Source organism: Flavobacterium sp. (assembly GCF_044377315.1).
Taxonomy (GTDB): domain Bacteria; phylum Bacteroidota; class Bacteroidia; order Flavobacteriales; family Flavobacteriaceae; genus Flavobacterium.
Map to the genome: position 1 here is coordinate 53,940 of NZ_JBILJG010000007.1, position 24,041 is coordinate 77,980.

The window sequence follows — 24,041 nt, forward strand, 5'->3', positions numbered from 1 at the left end:
ATCGTATCTTTGTCCAAAATTTTCAACCATGTCAAAACAAGTTCGTGTGCGTTTTGCACCAAGTCCGACCGGACCTTTACATATTGGCGGAGTTCGAACTGCGCTGTTTAATTATTTATTTGCAAAAAAAAACAACGGTGTTTTCTATTTACGAATTGAAGATACCGACCAAAATCGTTTTGTTCACGGAGCAGAGCACTATATCATGGAAGCGTTAGATTGGTTAGGAATTGCACCAAGTGAAACCGTTGGAAAGAATGAAAAATTTGGACCATACAGACAATCAGAAAGAAAAGAATTATATAAACAATATGCGGATCAATTGATTGCTTCTGGAAATGCTTACTATGCTTTTGACACTGCGGAAAGTTTAGATTCGTTGAGAAAACAAAATGAAGCTGAAGGAAAAACATTTATATACAATTGGAGCAATCGCGAAAAATTAGATACATCGTTAGTAATTTCAAAAGAAGAAATAGATAAAAGAATTGCGGCCGGAGAAGATTTTGTAATCCGATTTAAAACACCTGTAGATGAAACCTTGCACTTGCAAGACATCATTCGTGGCGATATTAAATTTGAAACAAATTTGTTAGACGATAAAGTTTTGTTCAAATCTGACGGTATGCCAACCTATCATTTGGCGAATATAGTTGATGATCATTTGATGGAAACTTCGCATGTCATTCGCGGTGAAGAATGGTTGCCATCAATGCCTTTACACGTTTTATTATATAGAGTATTTGGTTGGGAAGCACCAGAATTTGCCCATTTGCCATTGATTTTGAAACCAATTGGAAACGGAAAATTATCAAAACGTGATGGCGATAAAATGGGATTTCCTGTGTTTCCATTAGAATGGACAGATGCTTCCAGCATGACAAAATCGGATGGCTATAGAGAAAAAGGATTTTTTCCTGAATCAGTTGTTAACTTTTTGGCCTTATTAGGTTGGAATGACGGAACCGATCAAGAGTTATTTACGTTAGAGGAATTAACTGAAAAATTTGATTTGAATAGAGTTCATAAAGCTGGAGCTAAATTTGATCCTGAGAAAAATAAATGGTTTAATCATCAATATTTGCAAAAACAAAGTGATGAGAGTTTGGCAAAAGCCTTCGCTCCTATTTTGGATGAAAAAGGAATTTCAACAGAGTTAGATTTGACGAAAGTAGTTTCTTTACTAAAAGAACGAGCTAATTTCGTGTCAGATTTCTGGGAATTATCAGATTATTTCTTTGTTGCACCAACATCTTATGATGAAAAAGCAGCTAAAAACTGGAAAGAAGAAACACCAGGTTTAATGCAACAATTGATTTCTATTATAGAAATAATTGGAGATTTCACTTCATTAAATATTGAAACAACCGTAAAAGATTGGATGACTAAAAACGAAATTGGAATGGGAAAAGTAATGCAGCCTTTCCGATTGAGTATGGTTGGTGCTTTAAAAGGGCCACATCTTTTTGATATTGTAGAAATGATAGGAAAAGACGAAACGATAAAGCGATTGGAAAAAGCAATAGCTAGATTATAATTATTATTTAAAAAAATTACCGCAAATTCACAAATTACAATTTCTATAATTTGTGAATTTGCGTTTTTTTATCTTCTGTGATTTGTAACATATTAGTAGTTTGTGCGTATAATAGATATAACAAATTAATATAAACAACAAATGGGAACATTTTTCTTTGCATTTATCGGATTGGGAATTTTTATTCTTCTTTCCTCTTTTTTTACTGTAAAACAACAAACAGCTGTCGTTATTGAACGTTTTGGGAAATTTACAAGTATAAGAAACTCAGGTTTACAACTTAAAATTCCAGTTATTGACAGAATTGCTGGTCGAGTTAACTTAAGAATTCAACAATTAGATGTCTTAATTGAAACCAAAACCAAAGATAACGTGTTTATCAAAATGAAAGTTTCGGTTCAGTTTAAAGTTATTCAAGACAAGGTTTATGAAGCTTTTTATAAATTAGAATATCCTCACGATCAGATTACGGCTTATGTTTTTGACGTAGTTCGTGCTGAAGTCCCTAAACTTATTTTGGATGACGTTTTTGTTAGAAAAGACGATATTGCTATAGCTGTAAAGCGTGAGTTGAACGAAGCAATGACCACTTATGGATACGATATTATCAATACTTTAGTAACCGATATTGATCCAGATATTCAAGTTAAAAATGCAATGAACAGAATTAACGCTGCAGATAGAGAAAAAACTGCTGCTGAATTTGAATCAGAAGCGCAACGTATTAGAATTGTTGCAAAAGCAAAAGCGGAAGCTGAAAGTAAAAAATTGCAAGGTCAAGGTATTGCAGACCAAAGAAGAGAAATTGCTCGCGGATTGGTAGAAAGTGTTGAAGTTTTGAATTCAGTTGGTATAAACTCACAAGAAGCTTCGGCTTTAATTGTGGTTACACAACATTACGATACTTTACAAGCTATTGGTGCTGATACTAATTCTAATTTGATTTTATTGCCAAATTCACCGCAAGCTGGAAGTGATATGTTAAATAATATGGTGGCGAGTTTTTCTGCAAGTAACCAAATTGGTGAAACGATGAAAAATCAGCCAAAACGACCAAAGAAAAAAATTGATACTACTTCTGCTGATTATAATCCATCAGACACGAGTAATTCTGAAAATGAAAGTTAATAAAGTAATTTCAAATAAAAAAAGAGGCCTAATCGCCTCTTTTTCTGTTTATATACCAATTGATAATATACGGAATTGCTATTTTAAAAATCGTTCCATAAGTTCCTGAAAATAGCTTTTGATACATGTTTCCAATTAAATTAACTGATTTTGAAGGAAGAATACTTTGTTTAGTTTTTTCAAAGCTTAAAAGCATTTTTTGATAATGGAGTTCTTTTTCTACTTTCAAAATTTGCAAATCATTTTCAATTTGTGCATATGAGGAATATTTTTTTGTTTCCATAAGTTAGTCATTAAAAAATATTTCTGAAAATTTTTCTAAAATTGGACCTTCTACTATTTTGTCTTTTACTAAAAATAATAACAACGCCAATACCAAATAAATTACTGCAATGGCGAGAAATCCAATAGGATAACTATCGAATAATTGTCCTAGAGCCATTGCTCCTGCTATGGAAATAAAAAGTAAAACAATCATTGAACATACTGCAATCAAGAAAAATTTGAGCATTAATGTAGTTGATTTCATAGCAACTTTAAAACCCCAAAGTTTATAGTAAGCTATACTGCTTTCTAAATAAGCTTTGGCATTTTCTTGAATGGCATCTGTATTTTCTTTTAGTTCTTCAAAAGCCATTATTTCTGAAGTTTTGCGTTTTCCTTTTTTAGTTCGGCTAATTTTTCTTCTAGAAAAGTAATTGCTTCTTCCGCTTTGTAACTTGAACTAGAAAGTAAATTTTCTACCGTTTCTTTCAAGTCATCTTTGGTTTTAGAAAATTTCTCTTTAGTGTCTTCTTCTAGTGTATCCCATTTGGTTTTGGCTTCATCTTTTAAGTCATCAAAACCTTCTTTTAGTTTTTCTCTAGTTTTTGAACCTTTATCTGGTGCAAATAAAATTCCTAACCCAACTCCGATTGCAGCACCTGCTAAAATTGCTAAAATGCTATTTCCATTTTTAGTTGACATAATTTTAAGTTTTAATTATTCTAAAATTACGAAATTTTATCTTGTCTTAGTGTTAAATCGTCGTTAAAGAAGCAAAAGTCATTTTAAAGCGAAATAACCAACGTATATTGATGGTTTGGTGAATTGTATTGGTGAATCTTTAAAAATTGATTAAAATTAAAATATAAAAGCCGATTTTAATAGTAAAAAAAGATACTTTTTGTTTTATGATAAGTTTTTTCAATAATAGAAAAACCCAACATTTCTATTGGGTTTTATAAGAAAAAACTATTTTATTTTTAAAATAGTTTTTTGAGATTTAGCTTCGCTGAACTTACGTTTCTCCTTTGTCGAAATGACAAAATTGGATTATTCTTTACTTTCAACTTTTGCCCAAGTATCTCTTAAGCCAACTGTTTTGTTGAAAACTAATTTTTCTGAAGACGAATCTTTATCAACACAATAATATCCTAATCGTTGAAATTGAAATCTTTCACCATCTTTTGCCGAAGCTAAACTTGGTTCTAAAAAACCAGTAATAACCTCTAAAGAGTTTGGATTGATGTATTCTTTAAAATCTACTTCTTTATCTCCGTCAGGGTTTTCATGTGTAAAAAGCCTATCATATAATCGAACTTCAGCTTCAATAGCGTGATTAATTGAAACCCAATGAATGGTTCCTTTCACTTTTCTTTGGCTTGCTTCTGTTCCGCTTCCGCTTCTAGAATCTTCATCGTAAGCACAATGAATTTCAGTGATATTTCCTTCAGCATCTTTTATAACACTTTCACCTTTAATGATATAAGCATTTTTTAAACGAACTTCTGTTCCTAAAGTTAAACGGAAAAACTTCTTGTTGGCTTCTTCTTGAAAATCTTCTCTTTCAATATATAATTCTCTTGAAAATGGTACCTTACGAAAACCTAAACTTGCATCTTCTTGGCTGTTTTCGGCCTCCAACCATTCTTCTTTTCCTTGTGGATAATTTGTGATTACTAATTTCACGGGGTTTAAAACCGCCATAACTCTTGGTGCTGTTTTGTTTAAATCTTCGCGAACACAGAACTCTAAAAGCGAAACATCTATAAGATTTGTACGTTTTGCAATTCCAATTGTATTAGCAAAATTTCTTATTGATGCGGGTGTATAACCACGTCTTCTCATTCCAGAAATAGTACTCATTCTAGGATCATCCCAAGATGTAACATGCTTTTCTTGAACTAATTGCAGTAATTTTCTTTTAGAAACTACAGTATGCGAAAGGTTTCTACGAGCAAATTCACGTTGCTTTGGACGTACTTTGTTACTATCATAAATTTGATTCAAAAACCAATCATATAACTCTCTGTGAGGTAAAAATTCAAGCGTACAAAAAGAATGTGAAATTTGTTCTAAATAATCACTTTCACCATGAGCCCAATCGTACATTGGGTAAATACACCATTTATCACCAGTTCTATGATGATGAGCATGAAGAACTCGATACATAATTGGATCACGCATCAACATGTTATTAGCTCCCATACTTATCTTAGCCCGAAGAATGTGTGTTCCGTTTGGAAATTCGCCATTTTTCATTCGTTCGAATAAGTCTAAATTTTCTTCAACGGAACGATTTCTATATGGAGAATCGGTTCCTGGAGTTGTTGGCGTTCCTTTTTGAATAGCCATTTCTTCTGAAGTTTGACTGTCAACATAGGCTTTACCATCTTTTATAAACTGAACTGCCCAATCATATAATTCTTGAAAATAATCAGAGGCATAACATTCTTTATCCCATTTAAAACCAAGCCATTCTACATCTTTCTTGATTGCATCAACAAATTCCTGTTCTTCTTTGGCAGGATTGGTATCATCAAAACGCAAATTTACTGGCGCTTGATAATCAATTCCTAAACCAAAATTTAAACAAATAGCACTCGCATGACCAACGTGTAAATATCCATTCGGCTCAGGCGGAAAACGAAAACGAAGTTTATCTTGTGATAATCCGTTTTTTAAATCTTCTTCTATGATTTGTTCAATAAAATTTAGCGACTTTTCTTCTGTTGACATAATTATTTCGTAATTTTAGCAAAGATAAAAAAGTTTACAGTTTTCGGTTTACAGTTTACAGTTTTCTTTTAGAAACTTGTTACTGAGACTGAAAACTGAGACTGAAAACTAAAAATATGGGAACAATTAAATTACAGAATATTAGAACTTTTTCCTTTCACGGATGTCTTGAAGAAGAAGGAAAAATTGGTTCAGATTATAGAGTTGACATCGAAATTAAAACCGACTTAAGAAAGTCTTCACTCACAGATGAATTGAAAGATACGGTTGATTATGTACTTTTAAATCAAATTGTGGTGGAAGAAATGGATATTAGAGCGAAACTTTTAGAACATGTAGCTCATCGAATCATCACTAGGATCTTTAAAGAAATACCATCTGTTTCAAGAATTGTGTTGGCAGTTTCTAAACTTAATCCGCCTATTGGTGGTGATGTTGAAGCAGTTACTATAGAAATGGAAGAATATAGAAATTAAGTACGAAGTACAAGATTAGAAGTACGAAAATAAAACTTTTTAAACTTTAAACTTTTAAACTTTAAACTTTTTTATATATTTGCAATCCAATAAATAATTGGCGTCGTGGCCGAGCGGCTAGGCTGGGCTCTGCAAAAGCTCCTACTCCGGTTCGAATCCGGACGATGCCTCATAAACCTTCAAGGAAACTTGGAGGTTTTTTTATTTTTGTCATTCTGAAAGAATCTAAAAATTAAGTAAAGTTATTTTCGAATCCAGACGATGCCTAAAGAAGAGATACAGAAATGTGTCTTTTTTTGTTTTTGTCATTCTGAGTGACGAAGAGTCTCACAACGCTAACGAGAGCTTTTAGATCTTGGTTAATCATTTTTAAATTTGAAAATGAACTATTATTATATTGCTTCTTACTTAACTATTCTTTCAGATTGATAAAGAATTCATAAATGTTTGTGTGGACACGAGCTAGAAGCTCGCGTTAGCAGGAGAACATTCTTTTATAAAGAGGAATGAAAAATCTTGTAAGAAATTCTACTAAAATTTGAAGTTTCGCAGCTTGGTGAAGTGGCGTAATTTCGACACTAACCATAACAAATATAACTAAAATTAAGTTTTAAAAATTAAGTTTTATTAATAATTCACAAGCCTAGTAATTACTAGAAACGGCTTTTAGCCGTTGTTTAAATTATTATCGTTCCGCTTTTAGAATAAGTAAGTTTAGCGTTTTTTATAAAATCTGAAAGTTTAGTTTTTTTATTAGCTTTTTTGTTTTGTAATTCGAAATACCATTCCTGAGCATTTGCTCTACCTGGTCTCATAATCCAAATTAGAAAACGTTTAGTTTGATAATTAGGGTTAAGTAGCACTAATTCTTGCATGTTTCCTATTCTTACAGAATCTGTTCGAGTCATATTATAGAAAACTATTTCATTTGTTGTCATTTTTTCTAATTCTTCTTTTGTTTTGATATCTACTGTGTGGTTTCCAATTATAAGATTTGGATAGAATAAACCGCTAGTGAATATTTCTCGATATTCTTTTACATTAAGTGTTAAAGTTTTTTCATCAAATTTTATGGTATTTTCATTTTCAACAACAATTTTCCCACTAAAATTTTCAAAAACAGTTTCTAAATATTCTTTTTCAAAAACTTTTTTCGCAAATCGATATTTAGCTTGTTCTGAATATTCTTCTTGCGAATACACAGAAACAGAAGCTAAAATTAAAAATATTGCCTTTAGTAGTTTTTTCATAGTTTATTTTTTATAAATAACGGCTAAATATTAGATTTCTACCATTACTCCTTCAACTGTTCTAATTTTTCTTTTATCATTTCTTTTTCTTTTGGGAAGAAACCTTGTACCATTAAGAAACCTCCAAAAATCATTAGAATAACACTTATTACACGTTTTATTTTGTAGATATTAAAAGGTGTTAATTTGCTTTTTAGTTGTTTGGCAACCAATATTTTTAAAATATCAACAGCAAAGTAAGTAAGGATAATTACAGTTATAAAAAGGATAATTCTATTGGTTTCCATATTAAGTTTTGGACCAAAAACTATTATAATTCCCATCCAAAAAACTAGAACGCCAATATTAATGAAGTTTAGTAAAAATCCTTTGAAAAATAATCCTAAATAATTGTTTTTTTTAATATTATCATCGTCATCATAGTCTTCTTCTTGTTTTTTCTTAAAATCTTTTTTTTCTTTTATATAAGAAATAATTCCAAAACTAAACATTATAACACCTCCAAAAATAAATAATCCTGGATCATCTTTGAGTTTTTCAAGAATTTGATTGGTACTAAAATAGGCTATTAAAATAAAAACAACGTCGGCAAATACAACACCAAAATCAAATACCATTGCAGCTCTAAATCCTTTTGTAATACTGATTTCTAGTAAAATAAAAAATACTGGTCCAATAGTAAAAGCTAATAAAATTCCCCAAGGAAAGGCTGCAAGAATATCGTTAATCATTATTTGAGTTTAAGAGTTTAAGAGTTTAAGAGTTTAGAAGTAAAGTTAAACTAAAAAACAATAAACTCCTAAACTTTTCAACTTCAAAACTATTTTTTAGTTCGCTTTTCGGACTTTTCCGCCGGCAATTATTTTTTGGTTTAACTGTTTTGGATTACCATAAACGGTTATATCACCGCCAGCCCTAACTTTAGCATCAACCAATTCTGTAGCATAAATATCAGCTTCACCACCAGCGTTTGTAGTAATAACGGTTTGATTGGTAAGTAGTTTTTTGGCTTCATAAATTCCACCAGAATTCACTATAATATCTTGATTAGTAGCTTTTCCTTGTACGTTTACAATAGAACCATTCGCAACACGTAAAGACAATCTACTAACCTCTAATTTTATTTTTATTTGCGCGCCTTCTTTAGCAATTACATCAAAAGCTGTTGTTGTAAAAGTATCTTCTGAAGAAATTCTTGAGCCTTCATTAGCTTCAATAGCTTCTAGTTTAGTGTAATAAACAGTAGCTGAAACATTATCGCCTGAAAGTATTTTAGTTAATGGCATTCTGATTTTTAATTCGCCATTTTTATTAACTAATTCAACTTCTTCAGCATCAGCTCCGCTTAAAATTACTTTATTTTCATTTCCTTGAACTAATAATACATCTATCTTATCAAACGAGGTTATTTTAGTAAATTCTCCAACCTTTTTTTCTACTTGTGAAAAAGTTATTGAACTAATAAACAATATACTATAAACTAATTTTTTCATGCTTTCTTTTAATTTAAAGACTTAGTGAAACTGTAATTGTTACAAAAATTATGAATTTTTTCTAATAAAATGAAAATCTAATTGTTTCTTAACTAAGTCGGCGTTTTTTACTTTAACGTAAACTTCGTCGCCTAATTGTAATAAATCTTTAGAAATTTGTCCAACTAATGCATATTGTTTTTCGTCAAATGTGTAATAATCATCTTTTATTTCGCGAATTCTACACATTCCTTCACATTTGTTTGATACAATTTCTACATAAATTCCCCATTCGGTAACACCTGAAATTACACCCAAAAACTCTTCATCTTTATGATCTTGCATGTATTTAATTTGCATGTATTTGATAGAATCACGTTCAGCATTGGTTGCTAAACTTTCCATATTGCTTGAATGTGCACATTTTTCTTCATAAACATCAGCATCAGCGTTTTTTCCACCATCTAAATAATATTGTAGTAAACGATGTACCATAACATCTGGATAACGTCTAATTGGTGATGTAAAATGACTGTAATAATCAAAAGCTAATCCGTAATGACCAATATTTTCTGTTGAATATTTGGCTTTACTCATTGTTCTGATAGCTAATGTATCAATCAAATTTTGTTCTTTTTTTCCATTTACATCTTCCATCAATTGATTTAATGATTTGGAAATATTTTTGTTATCGCGTAAATCTAATTTGTAACCAAATTTCATAATTAGAGCCTGCATAGCAAAAAGCTTGTCTTCATTAGGTTCATCGTGAATTCTATACACAAATGTTTTCTTTTGTTTACCAATAAATTCTGCTACTTTTCTATTAGCTAAAAGCATGAATTCTTCAATAAGATGATTGGCATCTTTTGAAACTTTGAAATAAACGCCTTCTGGTTCACCTTTTTCATCCAAATTGAATTTAACTTCTACTTTATCAAATGAAATAGCACCATTATTCATTCTATTTCTTCTCAGAATTTTTGCTAATTCATCTAGTTTTAAAGTTGCTTCTGTTACTTTATTAGATGCTTTATATTCTTTTCCAGTTAATGAAATTTCAGCTGGAATTGTAGCAGCTTTAGTTTCAATAATAACCTGCGCTTCTTCATAAGCAAAACGCTGGTCAGAATTAATAACCGTTCTACCAAACCATTGATTTAAAACGGTAGCTTTATTATCAATTTCAAAAATGGCAGAAAATGTATATTTTTCTTCATTTGGACGAAGCGAACAAGCAAAATTTGACAAAACTTCAGGCAACATTGGTACAACTCTATCTACTAAATAAACCGAAGTGGCTCGTTTATAAGCTTCATCATCTAGAATGGTCCCTTCTTGTAAATAGTGCGAAACATCGGCAATGTGAATTCCAATTTCGTAATTTCCATTTTCTAACTTTTTAAAAGATAAAGCATCATCGAAATCTTTAGCATCTTTTGGATCGATGGTAAAAGTCAATGTATCGCGCATATCACGACGCTTTGCAATTTCTTCTGGATGAATAGCAGTGTCTAATTTTTGTGCAAAAACTTCAACTTCAACAGGGAAATCATACGGTAAACCATATTCAGCAAGAATGGCGTGAATTTCGGTATCATGTTCGCCAGGTTTTCCTAAAACGTTGATTACTGAACCAAATGGCGAATCGGCTTTTTTAGGCCAATCTTCAATTTTTACCACTACAACATCGCCTTGTTCAGCTCCGTTATATTTATCTTTTGGAATAAAAATATCGGTGTACATTTTAGCATTAGCTGTAGAAACAAAAGCAAAATTCTTTTGAATATCTATAACACCAACAAATTCTGTTTTAGCTCTTTCGAGAACTTCAATAACTTCACCTTCGGGTTTTTTGCCTCTACGACGGTTGTAAACATAAACCTTAACTTTATCTTTATCTAAAGCGTGATTGAGGTTAATAGTCGGAATAAAAACATCTTCTTCAAACTCATCGCAAATAAAATAAGCGGTTCTTCGGGAAGTCATGTCAATGGTTCCTTCGTAGTAATCTTGTGAAACGGCTTTTATTAAATAACTTCCTGGTTCGCTTTCAATAATCACTTTTTGAGCAGCTAGAATTTTTAAATCTTTAATAATTTCGTTTCTGCTTTTGGTATCGTTCAATTCAAGAACAGCACATATTTGTTTGTAATTAAATGGTTTATTGGCATTTTTTGATAGTATTTTTAAAATCTTTTCAGAGAATGTTTTCTCTTTTTTTCCAAACTTTTTTGGGAATTTACTCATAATCTTTTCTTAATAAAGTTTAAAATTAGTGAATAGTAATTAGTAAATAGTAAATAATGATAAGATTTATCTAAAATATAACTTTTGTATCTTTATAAAAAAATAAAAATGACTGAATTTATAACCATTGCTACTTTTAATTTTACTCACGAAATCATGGTTTTAAAATCTATTTTAGACCATGAAGGAATTTTGTATTTATTTCAAAACGAAAATCTAATTGCAGTTGATCCATTGGCGAGTTTTGCTTACGGCGGAATTCTTCTAAAAGTGCATCCAAACGATATCGAAAAAGTAAAAGAAATTTTAGATAACTTAAATTCAAATTTAAAAATAGTATAAAGTCCAACTTTGTCATTACGTAGGAATCTAAATTTTATTTTTCTATAAAATTTGAAAGTTTTCAACATCTATTAAAAACAACAAAAAGAAAATTTAAATTTAAATTAATTTATGATGGTTATTATAGCGTGTTAATTGTTACAATAACTTTTAAATTTAGAAGTTGATTTGTAAGTTATCTTTTTTTATACCGATTTATCAACATATTTTTTTAGGGTTAAAAACCTAATTTTAAAGTGATTTTAAAAAATAGTTAACAGTTGTTCACAACCAAAAAAAGATAGTTTTTGTAAATAACTTTAGTTGTTAGTTTCTGTTGAAAAAGTAAATTTTTTTATTAATAACTTTTCTATAAAAACACCAAACTAAATTAGATTTTCTTAATCAAATTTTGGATTACAAATTATATTAATACAACTATGAAAAAGTTTTACTTTTCTATCTAAAGTTGTCAACAAAGCATGTTAATTTAAAGTTAGCTGAATATCAATGATTTGTAAAACACTATTAACAATCGAAAAATTTAACATTTTAATTAAATAAAAACTAATGATTTACAGTGGTTTATGAAAAATATGTTATCAACAATCAAGCGTTATAGTAAGTAAATCAGGTAGTTGTATTTTTATAAAAATCAAATAGAAATACAAATAAGAATGACTAAATTTGTTTCCACAACTACAATATAAATAAGTATGAAAATTTCAATAGGAAATGACCACGCAGGACCAGATTATAAAAAAGCAATTGTTGATTATTTAAAGTCAAATGGTCACGAAATAATCAATCACGGAACAGACACTTTTGATAGTGTTGACTATCCTGATTTTGCACATCCAGTTGCGATTGATGTAGCAACAGGAAAATCCGATTTAGGAATAGTAATATGTGGTTCAGGAAACGGAATTGCAATGACTGTTAACAAACACCAAGGAATTCGAGCAGCGCTTTGTTGGACCAAAGAAATTTCGGCGCTAGCGCGCCAACATAATAATGCCAATGTGGTAAGTATTCCGGCGCGATTTACTTCTATTCAACAAGCTATAGAAATTGTGGATACATTTTTAAAAACTGATTTTGAAGGCGGAAGACACGCAACACGAGTTGCTAAAATTAGTTGTTAAACATGGAGTTTTTTTTAAAAGAATGTAAAGAACAAATCAATATGAGTAGGCGAGTGGCTTTTTTTACTTTTCTGCTAGGAAGCCTTATTTTATTACTTTACTATATCACAAAATTTCACGGCACTATTTATATTGCTCTTTTTTTTATTGTAGCCGCATTTTTTGTAAATAGTTTTTTAACTTTTCAGCTTCTCTTCAGCTTTTCTATTAATAAACAACAAAGAAAATCAATATTAGTTTCTCTTTTTTTGCTTTTTCTTAATATACCTATAGGTCTTTTATATATTAATTTAGGATTTAGAATTTATAATTTAATTTCATCATCAATTGTCTAAAGTTCGCATTCACAAACACGAAGTAAAAGGAAGAAATTTAATTTTTTCTATTATACTTAATTTACTAATCACAATAGCGCAAGTTATTGGCGGATTTATTTCAGGAAGTTTAGCCTTGATTTCAGATGCTTTACATAATTTTTCAGATGTAATTACCTTAATTTTTAGTTTAATTGCCAATAAATTATCGCGCCGAAAAGCATCTATTGATCATACATTTGGCTTTAAACGCGCCGAACTTATTGCTGCTTTTGTAAATGCTGCAACCTTAATTATTGTAGCCTTGTTTTTAATTTATGGCGCAATTGAACGTTTTTATAATCCGCATATAATCAAGTCTGGTTTGGTAATTTGGATGGCTCTTTTAGGAATTGTTGTCAATGGAATTTCGGCTTTAATGCTAAAAAAAGATGCTGAACACAACCTCAATATGAAATCTGCTTATTTGCATTTATTTACCGATATGTTGGCTTCGGTTGCGGTTTTAGTAGGTGGTTTATTAATGAAATATTTCGGCTGGTTTTGGGTTGACAGTGTGATGACTATTTTAATCGCTGTTTATCTAATAGTTGTTGGAATTGATTTGCTCAAAACATCAACCAAAATGCTTATGCTTTTCACACCAGAACATATCAATATTAAAGAAATTGTTCGCGAAGTTCACAAAATTCGGGGAGTTGGAAAATTGCATCACATTCACGTTTGGCATTTAAACGATGACGAATTACACCTTGAAGCACATTTAGACTGTTCGGAAGATATTAAAATGAGTGAATTCAATAATTTATTGCATCAGATTGAGCAAGTTTTGTTTACGCAATTTCACATCAACCACATTAATATTCAACCAGAATTCAAAAAAGAAGACTCAAAAGATTTTATCGTTCAGGATTAGCAATCGATCGAATTAATGTAAATTCAGTTAATTGATTGACCGAATTAATGTAAATTTAGTCAATCAATTGACTGAATTAATGTTTTTTGATTATATTTGTGTTTTGTTTTCAAATCCAAATTATCATGAATTACTACAAAAGAGCTGTTTTAGATGATTTTTATATAAAACTAAAACCTAACAAAGTGCTTGTTTTATTGGGCGCAAGACGCGTTGGCAAAACACAAATAATAAATAAGTATTTAGAATCGTGTAAAGAAACCGTACTACAATTAAACGGCGAAGACATTAATGATGCTCGTTTATTGGAAGAAAGAAGTGTTTTAAATTACAGTAAATTATTGAAAAACAGTACTTTATTAGTAATCGATGAAGCGCAAAACATTCCAAACATTGGTTTAATTTTAAAATTAATTGTGGATACCATTGATGGTATAAAAGTTATTGCAACCGGCTCGTCAATGTTCGATTTGGCCAATAAATTAGGAGAACCATTAGTTGGAAGAAAAAACACATTATATTTATTTCCGTTAGCACAAATAGAATTTTCGCAATTTGAAAATTATAAACAAATAACTGAAAAACTAGAAGAAAGATTAATTTTTGGAGGTTATCCCGAATTGACGCAATATGATTCTTGGAATGAAAAAACAGTGTATTTGAAAGAAATAATAAATTCTTATTTGCTAAAAGACATTTTGATATTTGATGGAATTAAAAATGCAGATAAAATTTATGATTTGCTAAGGTTAATCGCTTTTCAAGTTGGAAGCGAAGTTTCAATGCAAGAATTAGGCAACCAATTAAATTTATCCAAAAACACGGTTTCTAGTTATTTAGACTTACTTTCAAAAGTATTTATCCTTTTTAAAATCGAAGGCTTTTCTAAAAATTTGCGGAAAGAAATCACGAAATCATCCCGTTGGTATTTTTATGATAATGGAATAAGAAATACTATAATTAATAATTTCAACGAAATTAAAAATCGAACAGATGTTGGTGCGCTTTGGGAAAATTATTTAGCTTCAGAACGAATTAAAAAACAACATTATCAAAAAAAATATAAACAAAATTATTTCTGGCGTACCTATGACCAACAAGAATTGGATTGGCTGGAAACCCAAGCAGAAACAATCGCTGGCTTTGAATTCAAATGGAACGAAAACCGAAAAACAAAAATTCCAACTGCATTTGCAAAAGCATATCCGGAAGCGACTTTTGAAGTTATTAATAAGCAGAATTACTTAGATTTTATAATGTAAAATAAATCCTTTAAGAATAAAAAATAAAACGAAATGACCAATATAAATTTCATTCAAAGCCAAGTAAACACAACACCTAAAAACATTGAAGCAACCTTAAAATTGCTTTCAGAAGATTGTACTATTCCTTTTATTTCGCGTTATCGAAAAGACCAAACAGGTAATCTTGACGAAGTTCAGGTGGAAACTATTGCCAAACTTTCTAAACAATATGATGAAATTGTAAAAAGAAAAGACAGCATTTTAAAAACTATTGAAGAACAAGGGCAACTTTCGCCAGAATTAAAATCTAAAATCGAAAAATCTTTTGATTTACAAGAAATTGAAGATTTGTATTTGCCTTATAAAAAGAAGAAAAAAACCCGCGCCGATGTGGCTCGAGAAAACGGATTAGAACCATTAGCAACATTGATTTTAGCTCAAAGAAATGATGATGTAGATTTTCTTTCAACGCAATATGTCACTAAAAATGTTTCAAATGAAGAAGAAGCTTTGCAAGGCGCAAGAGATATTGTGGCCGAGTGGATAAATGAAAATATTGCTGTTCGTCAAAGTTTGCGACGACTGTATAACAGAAAAGCAGTCATTGAAACTAAAGTTGTAAAAAAGAAGGCCGAAGAAGAAGCGGCACAAAAATTTTCACAATATTTTGATTGGTCTGAACCGTTATCAAAAGCGCCATCACATAGATTATTAGCGATGTTGCGTGCTGAAAACGAAGGTTTTATAAAACTAAAAATCGAAAACGATATTGATGAAACTTATGATTTGATAGATGAATTGATAATCAAAAATAGGAATAGTCCATCAATTTCTCATGTTCAATTAGCTATTGAAGATAGTTACAAACGATTACTTCATCCCGCAATTTCAAATGAAACATTGCAAGAAGCAAAAGCAAAAGCTGATATAAAAGCAATTGATGTTTTTGCAGGGAATTTGAGTCAATTATTACTTGCGCCGCCATTAGGAGAAAAGCGAATTTTAGCAATTGATCCTGGTTATAGAAGCGGTTGTAAAATAGTTTGTTTAGATGAAAAAGGTGATTTGCTATATAATGAAACCATTTATCCGCATCAGCCACAAAATGAAACTGCTATGGCAATGAAAAAGATAAAATCAATGGTAAACGCTTATAATATTGAAGCCATTTCTATTGGAAACGGAACTGCCAGTCGTGAAACCGAATTTTTTATCAAGAAAATAGCTTTTGATAAACCAGTTCAAGTTTTTGTGGTTTCAGAAGCAGGAGCATCAATTTATTCAGCAAGTAAAATTGCAAGAGATGAATTTCCAAATTATGATGTAACCGTTCGTGGTTCGGTTTCTATCGGAAGACGACTTTCAGACCCGTTAGCAGAATTGGTAAAAATCGATGCCAAATCAATAGGAGTTGGACAATACCAACACGATGTTGACCAAACTAAATTAAAAGAAGAATTAGATACAGTTGTTGTACGTTGTGTGAATTCTGTTGGAATTAATATTAACACTGCGAGTAAATCGTTGTTGAGTTATGTAAGTGGAATAGGAGAGAAGATGGCTGAAAACATTATAGCTTATCGTTCAGAAAATGGTCCATTTGAAGACAGAAAACAAATAAAAAAAGTGCCACGATTAGGAGAAAAAGCTTATCAACAAGCGGCGGCATTCGTTAGAATTCACAATGGAAAAAACCCACTAGACAATTCGGCGGTGCATCCAGAGGCTTATGGAATTGTTGAAAAAATGGCAAAAGATTTGAAGATTTCGGTCAACGAATTAATCGCCAACAAAGAAAAAATAGCTTTAATAAAACCCGAAAATTACACCAATGAAACCATTGGTATTTTAGGAATAAAAGATATTTTGAAAGAACTTGAAAAACCAGGATTAGACCCAAGAAAAGCAGCCAAAGTTTTCGAATTCGACCCCAATGTAAAAACTATAAAAGACGTTCGCACTGGAATGATTTTACCCGGAATTGTAAACAACATTACCGCTTTTGGATGTTTTGTTGATATTGGTGTAAAAGAAAGTGGATTGGTTCACATATCGCAACTAAAAGCTGGTTTTGTTTCTGATGTAAATGAAGTCGTAAAACTACACCAACACGTTCAAGTAAAAGTCGTTGAGGTTGATGAACATAGAAAACGCATTCAGTTGACGATGGTATTGTAACTATTAGAGAAACGCATTCCAAAGGAAAATATTTTTTTCTCTTTTTTTCTCTTCTTCATCGTTTTCATAGCTCCACCAATCTTTTGTTTTGTCTTCAATTAGTGTTCTAAATTCAAGATTTGAATACATTTTTTTGGCGGTTATAGGTTTTATTTCCGTTGGATTTGTAACGGTTAAATTTATTTTGGTTGCTATATATGAAGTATATAATCTTGGTATTGTGAGTCCTAAAATCATTCCTGGCAACCCATTTATAGAACTTGGCCCACCAGTAATGGTAATGTCATCAGTATAAAATGCAAAAACATACACATCACCAAAGATTTTTCCAACGGCTTTTCGGCAATTATAACCAGCAATTTCTCGGTTTTCGTTTGTAAGTTTCCATTCAATAGGCGCTATACTATCTGAAATTACAATGCTAGAACCAACTACCTGTTTTTGGGAACTCATGGTATTAGTATTAAAATCATAATACCAACTTTTTTCTTCATCTTGGTCTTTTTGATATTTTGGAATTCTTGTTTTTTCACTCCAACGGTTAAATTTGAAAAGACTTTTGTTGTTGGCAAAACTATAAGTCCAAAATGATGTTTTTAGTTCCGATAGATTTTCTTTCATCATCTCATCCCAACTATTATTACTCATATTTTTCTTGACATTGGTATTGACCTCAAACTCAATTTCGGCTTTGTCAACAAATTGTTGAGCCTTAGAATAAATGCTAAAAAACAGAACAGTTACTACTAAATATAATGATTTCATCGCTTTTTTGTTTTTAACTATTGTTTATTTTTAAAATTCCATGTAAAACCTATCATAGCATAGCGTTTTAATCTATCATTTTGTTCTTCTCCAATTACGTTTCCGAAGTTGTACCTTTCAATTCCTATGTTCTGATTAAGAATATCTCTAACCAAAAAGTAGGCAGTAAATTCATCATTTTTAAAAGTGCGCTGAAGTCTTGCATTCCACAATTGATTAGTAAGGTTACTTTGAAAATCAACCGTTTTTTGTCGGGTATATAAGTTATAATTAGAGATAATTTTCCAATTTTTATTAAAAAAATAACTTCCGTCTATACTCAAATTATAACTATTAAAAGATCTTACTTCGTTGTTAAGCGATGTGCTATTTCTGTTATTTGAAAATTGATTATTGATATAAAACTCATAACTTTTTTCTTTCGTTTTAGATAAATAAACCGAAAAATTTGAATTTATATTCTTTGAATTGCTCAGAACATTATTAATGCTTATTATGGATTTATTATAATAAAAAGAAGGATTGACACCTGCATCCATATCAAACTTTTTTATTTTGAAACCATATCCCATATAAAAATTTCCAAAAAAGTTTCCGTTGGTATTGATTGCCTTAGAAGTAGTTTTTGCATTCTCAATATCAATATCTCTATTGTAAGTAATTAAATTAGATGTTTGCCTAAAATAAACACCTTGATACATGTGAGACTCGCTCAAAATATTATAATTATTATGAGATATATTTATGCTATTAGTAAAAGATTGCTTCAAGTCAGGATTTCCAATAATTTGATTAAAGAAATCTTGATTGTTTCGCAAGGGTTGTAATTGGTCAATGGTTGGTTGCGTTGTTGCGCCATCATAATTTATTCTTAAATTACCATTGTTTTTGTATTTATAAGAAAAACTGGCTGATGGAAATAGGTTGGTATAATTTCGTATGTATTCTTTATTGAAGGTTTGATCAATCAAATCAAAATTCGTAAAACCAAATCCACTACCAAAACTATAATTTATTTTTTTAGAGTTATAACTCATTTTTAAATGGGGTTTGTTAGTAGTAATGGTTTGTTTAAATTGATTAGATAATCCAGTATTAAGTATGTCATATTGATTAGACAAAGTTGAAAAATCATAAGTTAGCTGATTGTTTTTCCCGGTGTTGTAATCAATTTGATAGCCAATTTGTAAAGCCCAATTTTTAGCAATTGGTTCAGTATAAACAAGATTTAAATTGGTACTTTGAGTTGTTTTTTTACCAACCTTATTTTGATTAAGACTTATAATAGATGAAGAAATTCCTGAAATAAAACTTTCATTATCAGATTTCAAGTAGTTATCCGAATCATTATTTAAACTATTCCATGATAAGTTCATTGAAAAAGTTCGGCGTAATTTGGCAAATTTATGTTTGAACAAAAGTGAAGCCATTAATGATTGCTTATCCGATTTTGTATCAATATTTTTTTGACTATTATTTTTTATAATTCCGTTTTCATCAGTAGTAATTCCATTTGTAAATTCGTTACTTTTAGTGGAATAAAAATTTGTTTTAGTGCTTATTTTAAGAGTGTTTAATGAATCTAATTTTACATCATAAGTTGCATTTAATTTATAATTGGTTCTTGTGACGTTTGTTACAGCAGCAGTATTTTCATTTAGTTGTGTTTCACCAATTTGTGTTTTATTAAATCTTCGATTGTTATTAGTATAGATTTGATTATTAAATTTTGGTGTTAAATTTAAGGTTTGTTTTTCGTTCCATTTGTTATTGTACTGCAATCCAGCATTAGTGTTTTTTATAAAACCATTTTGCGTATCAACTCGAGGTTCATCATCATTGTTTCCATCAATCCATTGGTAACTAACATTTCCATCATCATCCATATCCATCGAAACAGTATCGTTTCCTCCTCCAAACTTATCGTTGTCTTGCCAATCTAATCCATCTTGACCGGTATTTCCATTTAATAAAAAGGCAGAAATTTTTCTTTTCCCTTTAAATGAACTTAACAATAAGTTACTGTTATATCTAGGGTCAATGTCTATTAAAGGCCCATTTGCGACGTCTATTTTTCCGAAATGCCCTTTCTTCTTATCATCTTTAAGTTTCAAATTTATTGTTTTTTGGCTTTTCCCATCGTCTATTCCTGTAAATTCTGCTTGATCACTTTTTTTATCAAATACTTGAACTGTTTTAACGGCATCAGCACGAAGATTTTTTGTAGCCATTCCAGGATCGTCGCCAAAAAACTCTTCACCATCCACAAGAATTTTTTTAACCGTTTCACCCATTGCTTTAATTTCACCATTTTTATCAACTTGAATACCAGGAAGTTTTTTCAATAAGTCTTCAACATTAGCATTTACATCAACCTTATAATCGCTTGCTCTATAACTAGTTGTGTCACCTTTAATTCTTATTGAACCACCTTTAATAAGAACTTCTTCTAGCAACTTACTTTTACTAATTAGGATAATTGTTCCAATCTTATTTTCATTTTCTTTTATTTCTACATCATCTACATAGTCGGCAAATTTACTATGAGATGTAGTCAATATATACTTTCCTGAGTTGATGTCTTTAATTAAAAACTTTCCTTCTTTATCAGATCTTGTAAATAGATATAAAATAGAATCTTTAGGCTTTAACAAAGCTATGACCGTATTTTGAACAGGATTTTTTTCTAGATCACTAACTTGTCCAGAAAAAGATCCTTTTTGAGAAAATGACGAAAATGAAAACAATAATAAAGCAATCAGTAAGAAATTAAATTTCAGCATAATCTATTTTTTAAAGCGTATAAATACAAATGTAAAGCTATTTCTTACAAAAACTAGAAAACAGTTGGTATTTAATATTTTTCTTGAAACTTTAACAATGTTAGAAACGAGTTTTATTCAAAAATATTTTATATTGGTGTAAGATTATAATTGAAATTGTTTTTAGCTGTAAACGATTGGTTAATCCTTTGATTGGAGAACAATTGCCTCGAATTTGTAAACAGATATTCAGTATAAAAAATCCTAAATTTCAATTTTGCTTTTTGGAATTTTTCATAATTGGAATTTTTTTACTATAATTTAAAAATCCAAGAGCTCATTTTGTCTAGAACTGCTGGCGAAATGGTTTGTTCAAGTTCTGCGTATTCTGCAACCGAACCAATTTTTGCTTCCTGAAACAAATGGTTTAGATTTGGCAACTCAACTATTTCAAACGATTTATTTTTTGCTTTTTCTAACGAAGATTTTATTCCAGCTAAGTTTTCTTTAGAAGTAACTTGAGCATCTAAACTTCCATTTAAAGCTAAAACAGGAATTTTAAGTTGGCTCCAATAATCATCAGGATTGAATTTTAAAAAATAGACAAACCACGGATTTGAAATTTGTTTAGCTTCATTTTCTAGCATTTTTTCAATTTCACTTTCTGGCGGTAATTGCTCTTTTGGAATTTTTTTCAAATCTTCTAATAAAATAGTTTTAATTTCGGTTTTCAAATCACTTGATTTAGGATTTTTTATAATAGCATAAAGTTTTCTATTCAATTCTTCATTCATTTTCAAGTCAGCTTCACTTGCGCCATCTAATTTTGCAACAGCTCTAGACTGTAATTGCAATAATTCCTCAATAGGAATTCCAGGACCAGCAAGTGAAATTACAAATTTTACTTTATTATTTTGAGAAGCAACCACTGGCGCAATCATGCCGCCCTCACTGTGTCCTGCCAATCCAATGTTTTTAAAACCTTTTAAAGCTAAAAAGTTTACAGCAGCATTTATATCGGTTGCGAAATTTTGAGATGTTGGAGTAGTATTGTTTCCTTTATTCGAACCACCAATTCCTCTATCATCAAGACGTAAAACTGCAATTCCTTTTTTGGTAAAATCATCTGCCACAACCCAAAAAGACTTGTGACCAAAAATCTCGCTATCCCTGTTTTGTTGCCCAGAACCAGTTATCAAAATCACAACAGGAACGTTTTTCTTGTTTTTTGGAGTTGTTAAAGTTCCTGCTAATGTGTTTAAATCAATTGGATTTATGAAAGTTACTTCTTCACTAGTATAATCAAATGGCGCTTTTGGAGTTTGAGGCCGAATGGCTTCTTTTTTTTTTGATAAGACTAGCGGTAAACTCATGCCGCCTTGACTAAATATTCCTTCTATTTTATCGTTTAACAAAGTTCCTTTATATAGAATTCCTAAATTGGAAGCATCGATAGTTAATTCTGTTTTATCAAATGTTGTTTTAGCAACAGGAATGTCTTTTGCTTTTTGAGCAGGACTATCCATTGTGGTTGTTAAGCCTGCCTCGTTAGATTTTACATTAAAAATTATAGGAAGTTTTGTTCCTTGAATAGCCAGTTCTCCTGCCCAAGAACCAAGAATTTCTTGCCCAAAGAAAGGTGTGAAAAACAAAACAAAAACGAAAAGAAAAAAAGATTTTTTCATAAATAATGTAGCTTAAATTAATGGTAAAATAGTTTTAGAAAGTATTTCTGCAAAAAGAATAAGTAACCCAAAAACAACAAAATGTATAGGTTTTTTAGCGTTGGTTGTCACCAAATAAAACAATATGTACAATTATCAAAAATAAATAAAAGTTTCTATATCAAAGAATAATAATGACAAAAAAAGTGAGTGTTTTACTGTAAATAGTATTTCTCCCTCAAAAAGAAATTAATTTTCACTAATTTCATTAAAGAAATATCATTTTTTTATAGTAAATAATCTTGCTAAAGAATCAAAGAAGTTTTTAGTTGACGCAATTATATTAATTTCCGTCATTAAACTGACGCAATTATATTAATTTCCGTCATTTAATAGACGCAATTAAAAATATTTTATTTAAATTTGCCTAAATTTTTTACTTTATGGAAATAGCAAGAGTTGCGTTAAATTTGATCAATAAAAAGTTACAACCCAATAAAGTTGTGGTGCTTTTGGGTGCAAGGCGAGTTGGAAAAACAATATTGATTGAAAAAGTAATCAAAAATTTAAATGAAAAACATCTTTTCCTTAATGGCGACGATGTTGAATCGCATAATTTATTAGAAACACAAAGTACAGCAAATTTTAATAGACTACTTGGAGACACAAGATTTCTAATAATTGACGAGGCACAAGAAATACCCAATATAGGGAAGAAATTGAAATTAATGGTCGATACTATTCCCAATTTAAAGGTTTTAGTAACGGGTTCATCGGCATTTGAAATTAACAATCAAATAGGCGAGCCATTAGTAGGTAGAATGAAAACCATTAATTTATATCCAATTGCGCAGATAGAATTTTCCAAAACAGAAAATTATATTGAAACTAGAAGTAATCTTGAAGACAGATTGATTTTTGGAAGCTATCCAGAATTGAGCAAAATAATTAACAGAGAAGACAAAATAAATTATCTAAAAGAAATAGTAAACACGCAATTATTGAGAGATATATTTGCTTTTGAAGGCATTAAAAAAAGAGATAAAATTATAGCATTACTTCAGATCATAGCTTTTAGAACAGGAAGCGAAATATCTTTAGAAAGTATTGGTCGCGATTTACAAATTAGTAAAAACACAGTAGAAAAATACTTGGATTTATTTAGCAAAGTATTTATAATTTACAGTGTATCTGGTTTTAGCAAAAATAGAGATAACGAAATCATCAAAATGAAAAAGTGGTATTTTGTAGATAACGGAATTAGAAATGCCATCATCAATTCTTTTAATCCGTTAAACATGAGAGAAGACGCAGGAAAGCTGTGGGAAAACTATTTGAATTCGGAGCGAATAAAAAAGCTAAGCTACCAAGAAACAGCTATTTTTGATTATTTTTGGCGAACACACACCAAACAAGAAATAGACAGATTGGAAGTTAAAAACGAACAAATAGCGGCATTTGAATATAAATATGGAAAAGCAAAAGGGAAAATTCCAACCGAATTTGCAAAATCCTATCCAGAGGCAACTTTTGAAATTATCAATCAAGATAATTATTTAGATTATATTTTATAAAAAAATCCCAAAAACCAACTTTAAAATTGGGACTTGGGATTTGAG

At 30.3% G+C, this 24,041-nt stretch carries 20 protein-coding genes and 1 tRNA gene; 10 read left to right on the forward strand and 11 right to left on the reverse strand.

All coding sequences use genetic code 11. From position 1 onward, the window contains the following. The first annotated feature begins 28 nt into the window (after positions 1-28). Both gltX and ACIQ66_RS03650 read left to right on the forward strand, forming a co-directional pair. Positions 29-1,537 (forward strand): glutamate--tRNA ligase, encoded by a 1,509-nt coding sequence (gene gltX, locus ACIQ66_RS03645; RefSeq protein ID WP_396211448.1) that lies wholly within the window; start codon positions 29-31, stop codon positions 1,535-1,537. 141 nt (positions 1,538-1,678) lie between these two features. Continuing rightward, on the forward strand, positions 1,679-2,665 hold the full coding sequence (locus tag ACIQ66_RS03650; RefSeq protein WP_396211449.1) for an SPFH domain-containing protein: 987 nt from the start codon (positions 1,679-1,681) through the stop codon (positions 2,663-2,665). Between the two features lie 28 nt (positions 2,666-2,693). Here ACIQ66_RS03650 and ACIQ66_RS03655 read toward each other — a convergent pair whose 3' ends face one another. From ACIQ66_RS03655 to ACIQ66_RS03670, 4 genes are all read right to left on the reverse strand, one after another. Continuing rightward, positions 2,694-2,948, reverse strand: coding sequence for a DUF6327 family protein (locus ACIQ66_RS03655; RefSeq protein WP_396211450.1), 255 nt, complete (start codon positions 2,946-2,948; stop codon positions 2,694-2,696). A 3-nt stretch (positions 2,949-2,951) separates the two neighbouring features. Next, a complete protein-coding gene (locus ACIQ66_RS03660; protein ID WP_396211451.1) occupies positions 2,952-3,302 on the reverse strand; it encodes a competence protein in 351 nt (116 codons plus the stop codon). Next, positions 3,302-3,631 (reverse strand): YtxH domain-containing protein, encoded by a 330-nt coding sequence (locus tag ACIQ66_RS03665; protein WP_396211452.1) that lies wholly within the window; start codon positions 3,629-3,631, stop codon positions 3,302-3,304. Before ACIQ66_RS03665 ends, ACIQ66_RS03660 begins: the two co-directional genes overlap by 1 nt. 348 nt (positions 3,632-3,979) lie before the next feature. Further along, complete coding sequence (locus ACIQ66_RS03670) at positions 3,980-5,665, reverse strand: glutamine--tRNA ligase/YqeY domain fusion protein (protein WP_396211453.1); 1,686 nt, start codon at positions 5,663-5,665, stop codon at positions 3,980-3,982. 116 nt (positions 5,666-5,781) lie between these two features. On the opposite strand from ACIQ66_RS03670, the gene folB reads away from it, so the two are divergent. Both folB and ACIQ66_RS03680 read left to right on the forward strand, forming a co-directional pair. Then, positions 5,782-6,141 (forward strand): dihydroneopterin aldolase, encoded by a 360-nt coding sequence (gene folB, locus ACIQ66_RS03675; RefSeq protein WP_396211454.1) that lies wholly within the window; start codon positions 5,782-5,784, stop codon positions 6,139-6,141. Between the two features lie 99 nt (positions 6,142-6,240). Further along, positions 6,241-6,311 (forward strand) — tRNA-Cys (locus ACIQ66_RS03680). 507 nt (positions 6,312-6,818) lie between these two features. On the opposite strand, the gene ACIQ66_RS03685 is transcribed toward ACIQ66_RS03680, so the two are convergent. From ACIQ66_RS03685 to rnr, 4 genes are all read right to left on the reverse strand, one after another. Beyond that, entirely contained in the window at positions 6,819-7,391 is a 573-nt protein-coding gene (locus ACIQ66_RS03685) for a hypothetical protein (RefSeq protein ID WP_396211455.1), read from the reverse strand. A 44-nt stretch (positions 7,392-7,435) separates the two neighbouring features. After that, on the reverse strand, positions 7,436-8,122 hold the full coding sequence (locus ACIQ66_RS03690; protein ID WP_396211456.1) for a LysE family translocator: 687 nt from the start codon (positions 8,120-8,122) through the stop codon (positions 7,436-7,438). 96 nt (positions 8,123-8,218) lie between these two features. Further along, positions 8,219-8,884 (reverse strand): head GIN domain-containing protein, encoded by a 666-nt coding sequence (locus ACIQ66_RS03695; protein WP_396211457.1) that lies wholly within the window; start codon positions 8,882-8,884, stop codon positions 8,219-8,221. Positions 8,885-8,932: 48 nt separating this feature from the next. Then, on the reverse strand, positions 8,933-11,113 hold the full coding sequence (gene rnr, locus ACIQ66_RS03700; RefSeq protein ID WP_396211458.1) for a ribonuclease R: 2,181 nt from the start codon (positions 11,111-11,113) through the stop codon (positions 8,933-8,935). 108 nt (positions 11,114-11,221) lie between these two features. Between rnr and ACIQ66_RS03705 the strand changes: the two genes are divergently transcribed. The 5 genes from ACIQ66_RS03705 (at position 11,222) to ACIQ66_RS03725 (ending at position 17,231) form a co-directional block, all read left to right on the forward strand. Further along, positions 11,222-11,455 (forward strand): DUF2007 domain-containing protein, encoded by a 234-nt coding sequence (locus ACIQ66_RS03705; RefSeq protein WP_396211459.1) that lies wholly within the window; start codon positions 11,222-11,224, stop codon positions 11,453-11,455. Positions 11,456-12,150: 695 nt separating this feature from the next. Continuing rightward, positions 12,151-12,579 (forward strand): ribose 5-phosphate isomerase B, encoded by a 429-nt coding sequence (rpiB, locus tag ACIQ66_RS03710; protein ID WP_396211460.1) that lies wholly within the window; start codon positions 12,151-12,153, stop codon positions 12,577-12,579. Positions 12,580-12,906: 327 nt separating this feature from the next. Next, entirely contained in the window at positions 12,907-13,809 is a 903-nt protein-coding gene (locus ACIQ66_RS03715) for a cation diffusion facilitator family transporter (RefSeq protein ID WP_396211461.1), read from the forward strand. A gap of 125 nt (positions 13,810-13,934) precedes the next feature. After that, positions 13,935-15,071 (forward strand): ATP-binding protein, encoded by a 1,137-nt coding sequence (locus ACIQ66_RS03720; RefSeq protein WP_396211462.1) that lies wholly within the window; start codon positions 13,935-13,937, stop codon positions 15,069-15,071. Positions 15,072-15,104: 33 nt separating this feature from the next. Beyond that, positions 15,105-17,231, forward strand: coding sequence for a Tex family protein (locus ACIQ66_RS03725; RefSeq protein ID WP_396211463.1), 2,127 nt, complete (start codon positions 15,105-15,107; stop codon positions 17,229-17,231). Positions 17,232-17,234: 3 nt separating this feature from the next. On the opposite strand, the gene ACIQ66_RS03730 is transcribed toward ACIQ66_RS03725, so the two are convergent. From ACIQ66_RS03730 to ACIQ66_RS03740, 3 genes are all read right to left on the reverse strand, one after another. After that, a complete protein-coding gene (locus ACIQ66_RS03730; RefSeq protein WP_396211464.1) occupies positions 17,235-17,996 on the reverse strand; it encodes a GLPGLI family protein in 762 nt (253 codons plus the stop codon). Positions 17,997-18,013: 17 nt separating this feature from the next. After that, positions 18,014-20,779 (reverse strand): outer membrane beta-barrel protein, encoded by a 2,766-nt coding sequence (locus tag ACIQ66_RS03735; protein WP_396211465.1) that lies wholly within the window; start codon positions 20,777-20,779, stop codon positions 18,014-18,016. A gap of 293 nt (positions 20,780-21,072) precedes the next feature. Then, entirely contained in the window at positions 21,073-22,443 is a 1,371-nt protein-coding gene (locus ACIQ66_RS03740; RefSeq protein WP_396211466.1) for an alpha/beta hydrolase family protein, read from the reverse strand. 422 nt (positions 22,444-22,865) lie between these two features. Here ACIQ66_RS03740 and ACIQ66_RS03745 point away from each other — a divergent pair, with 422 nt between their 5' ends. Beyond that, complete coding sequence (locus ACIQ66_RS03745; RefSeq protein WP_396211467.1) at positions 22,866-23,996, forward strand: ATP-binding protein; 1,131 nt, start codon at positions 22,866-22,868, stop codon at positions 23,994-23,996. Positions 23,997-24,041 lie beyond the last annotated feature (45 nt).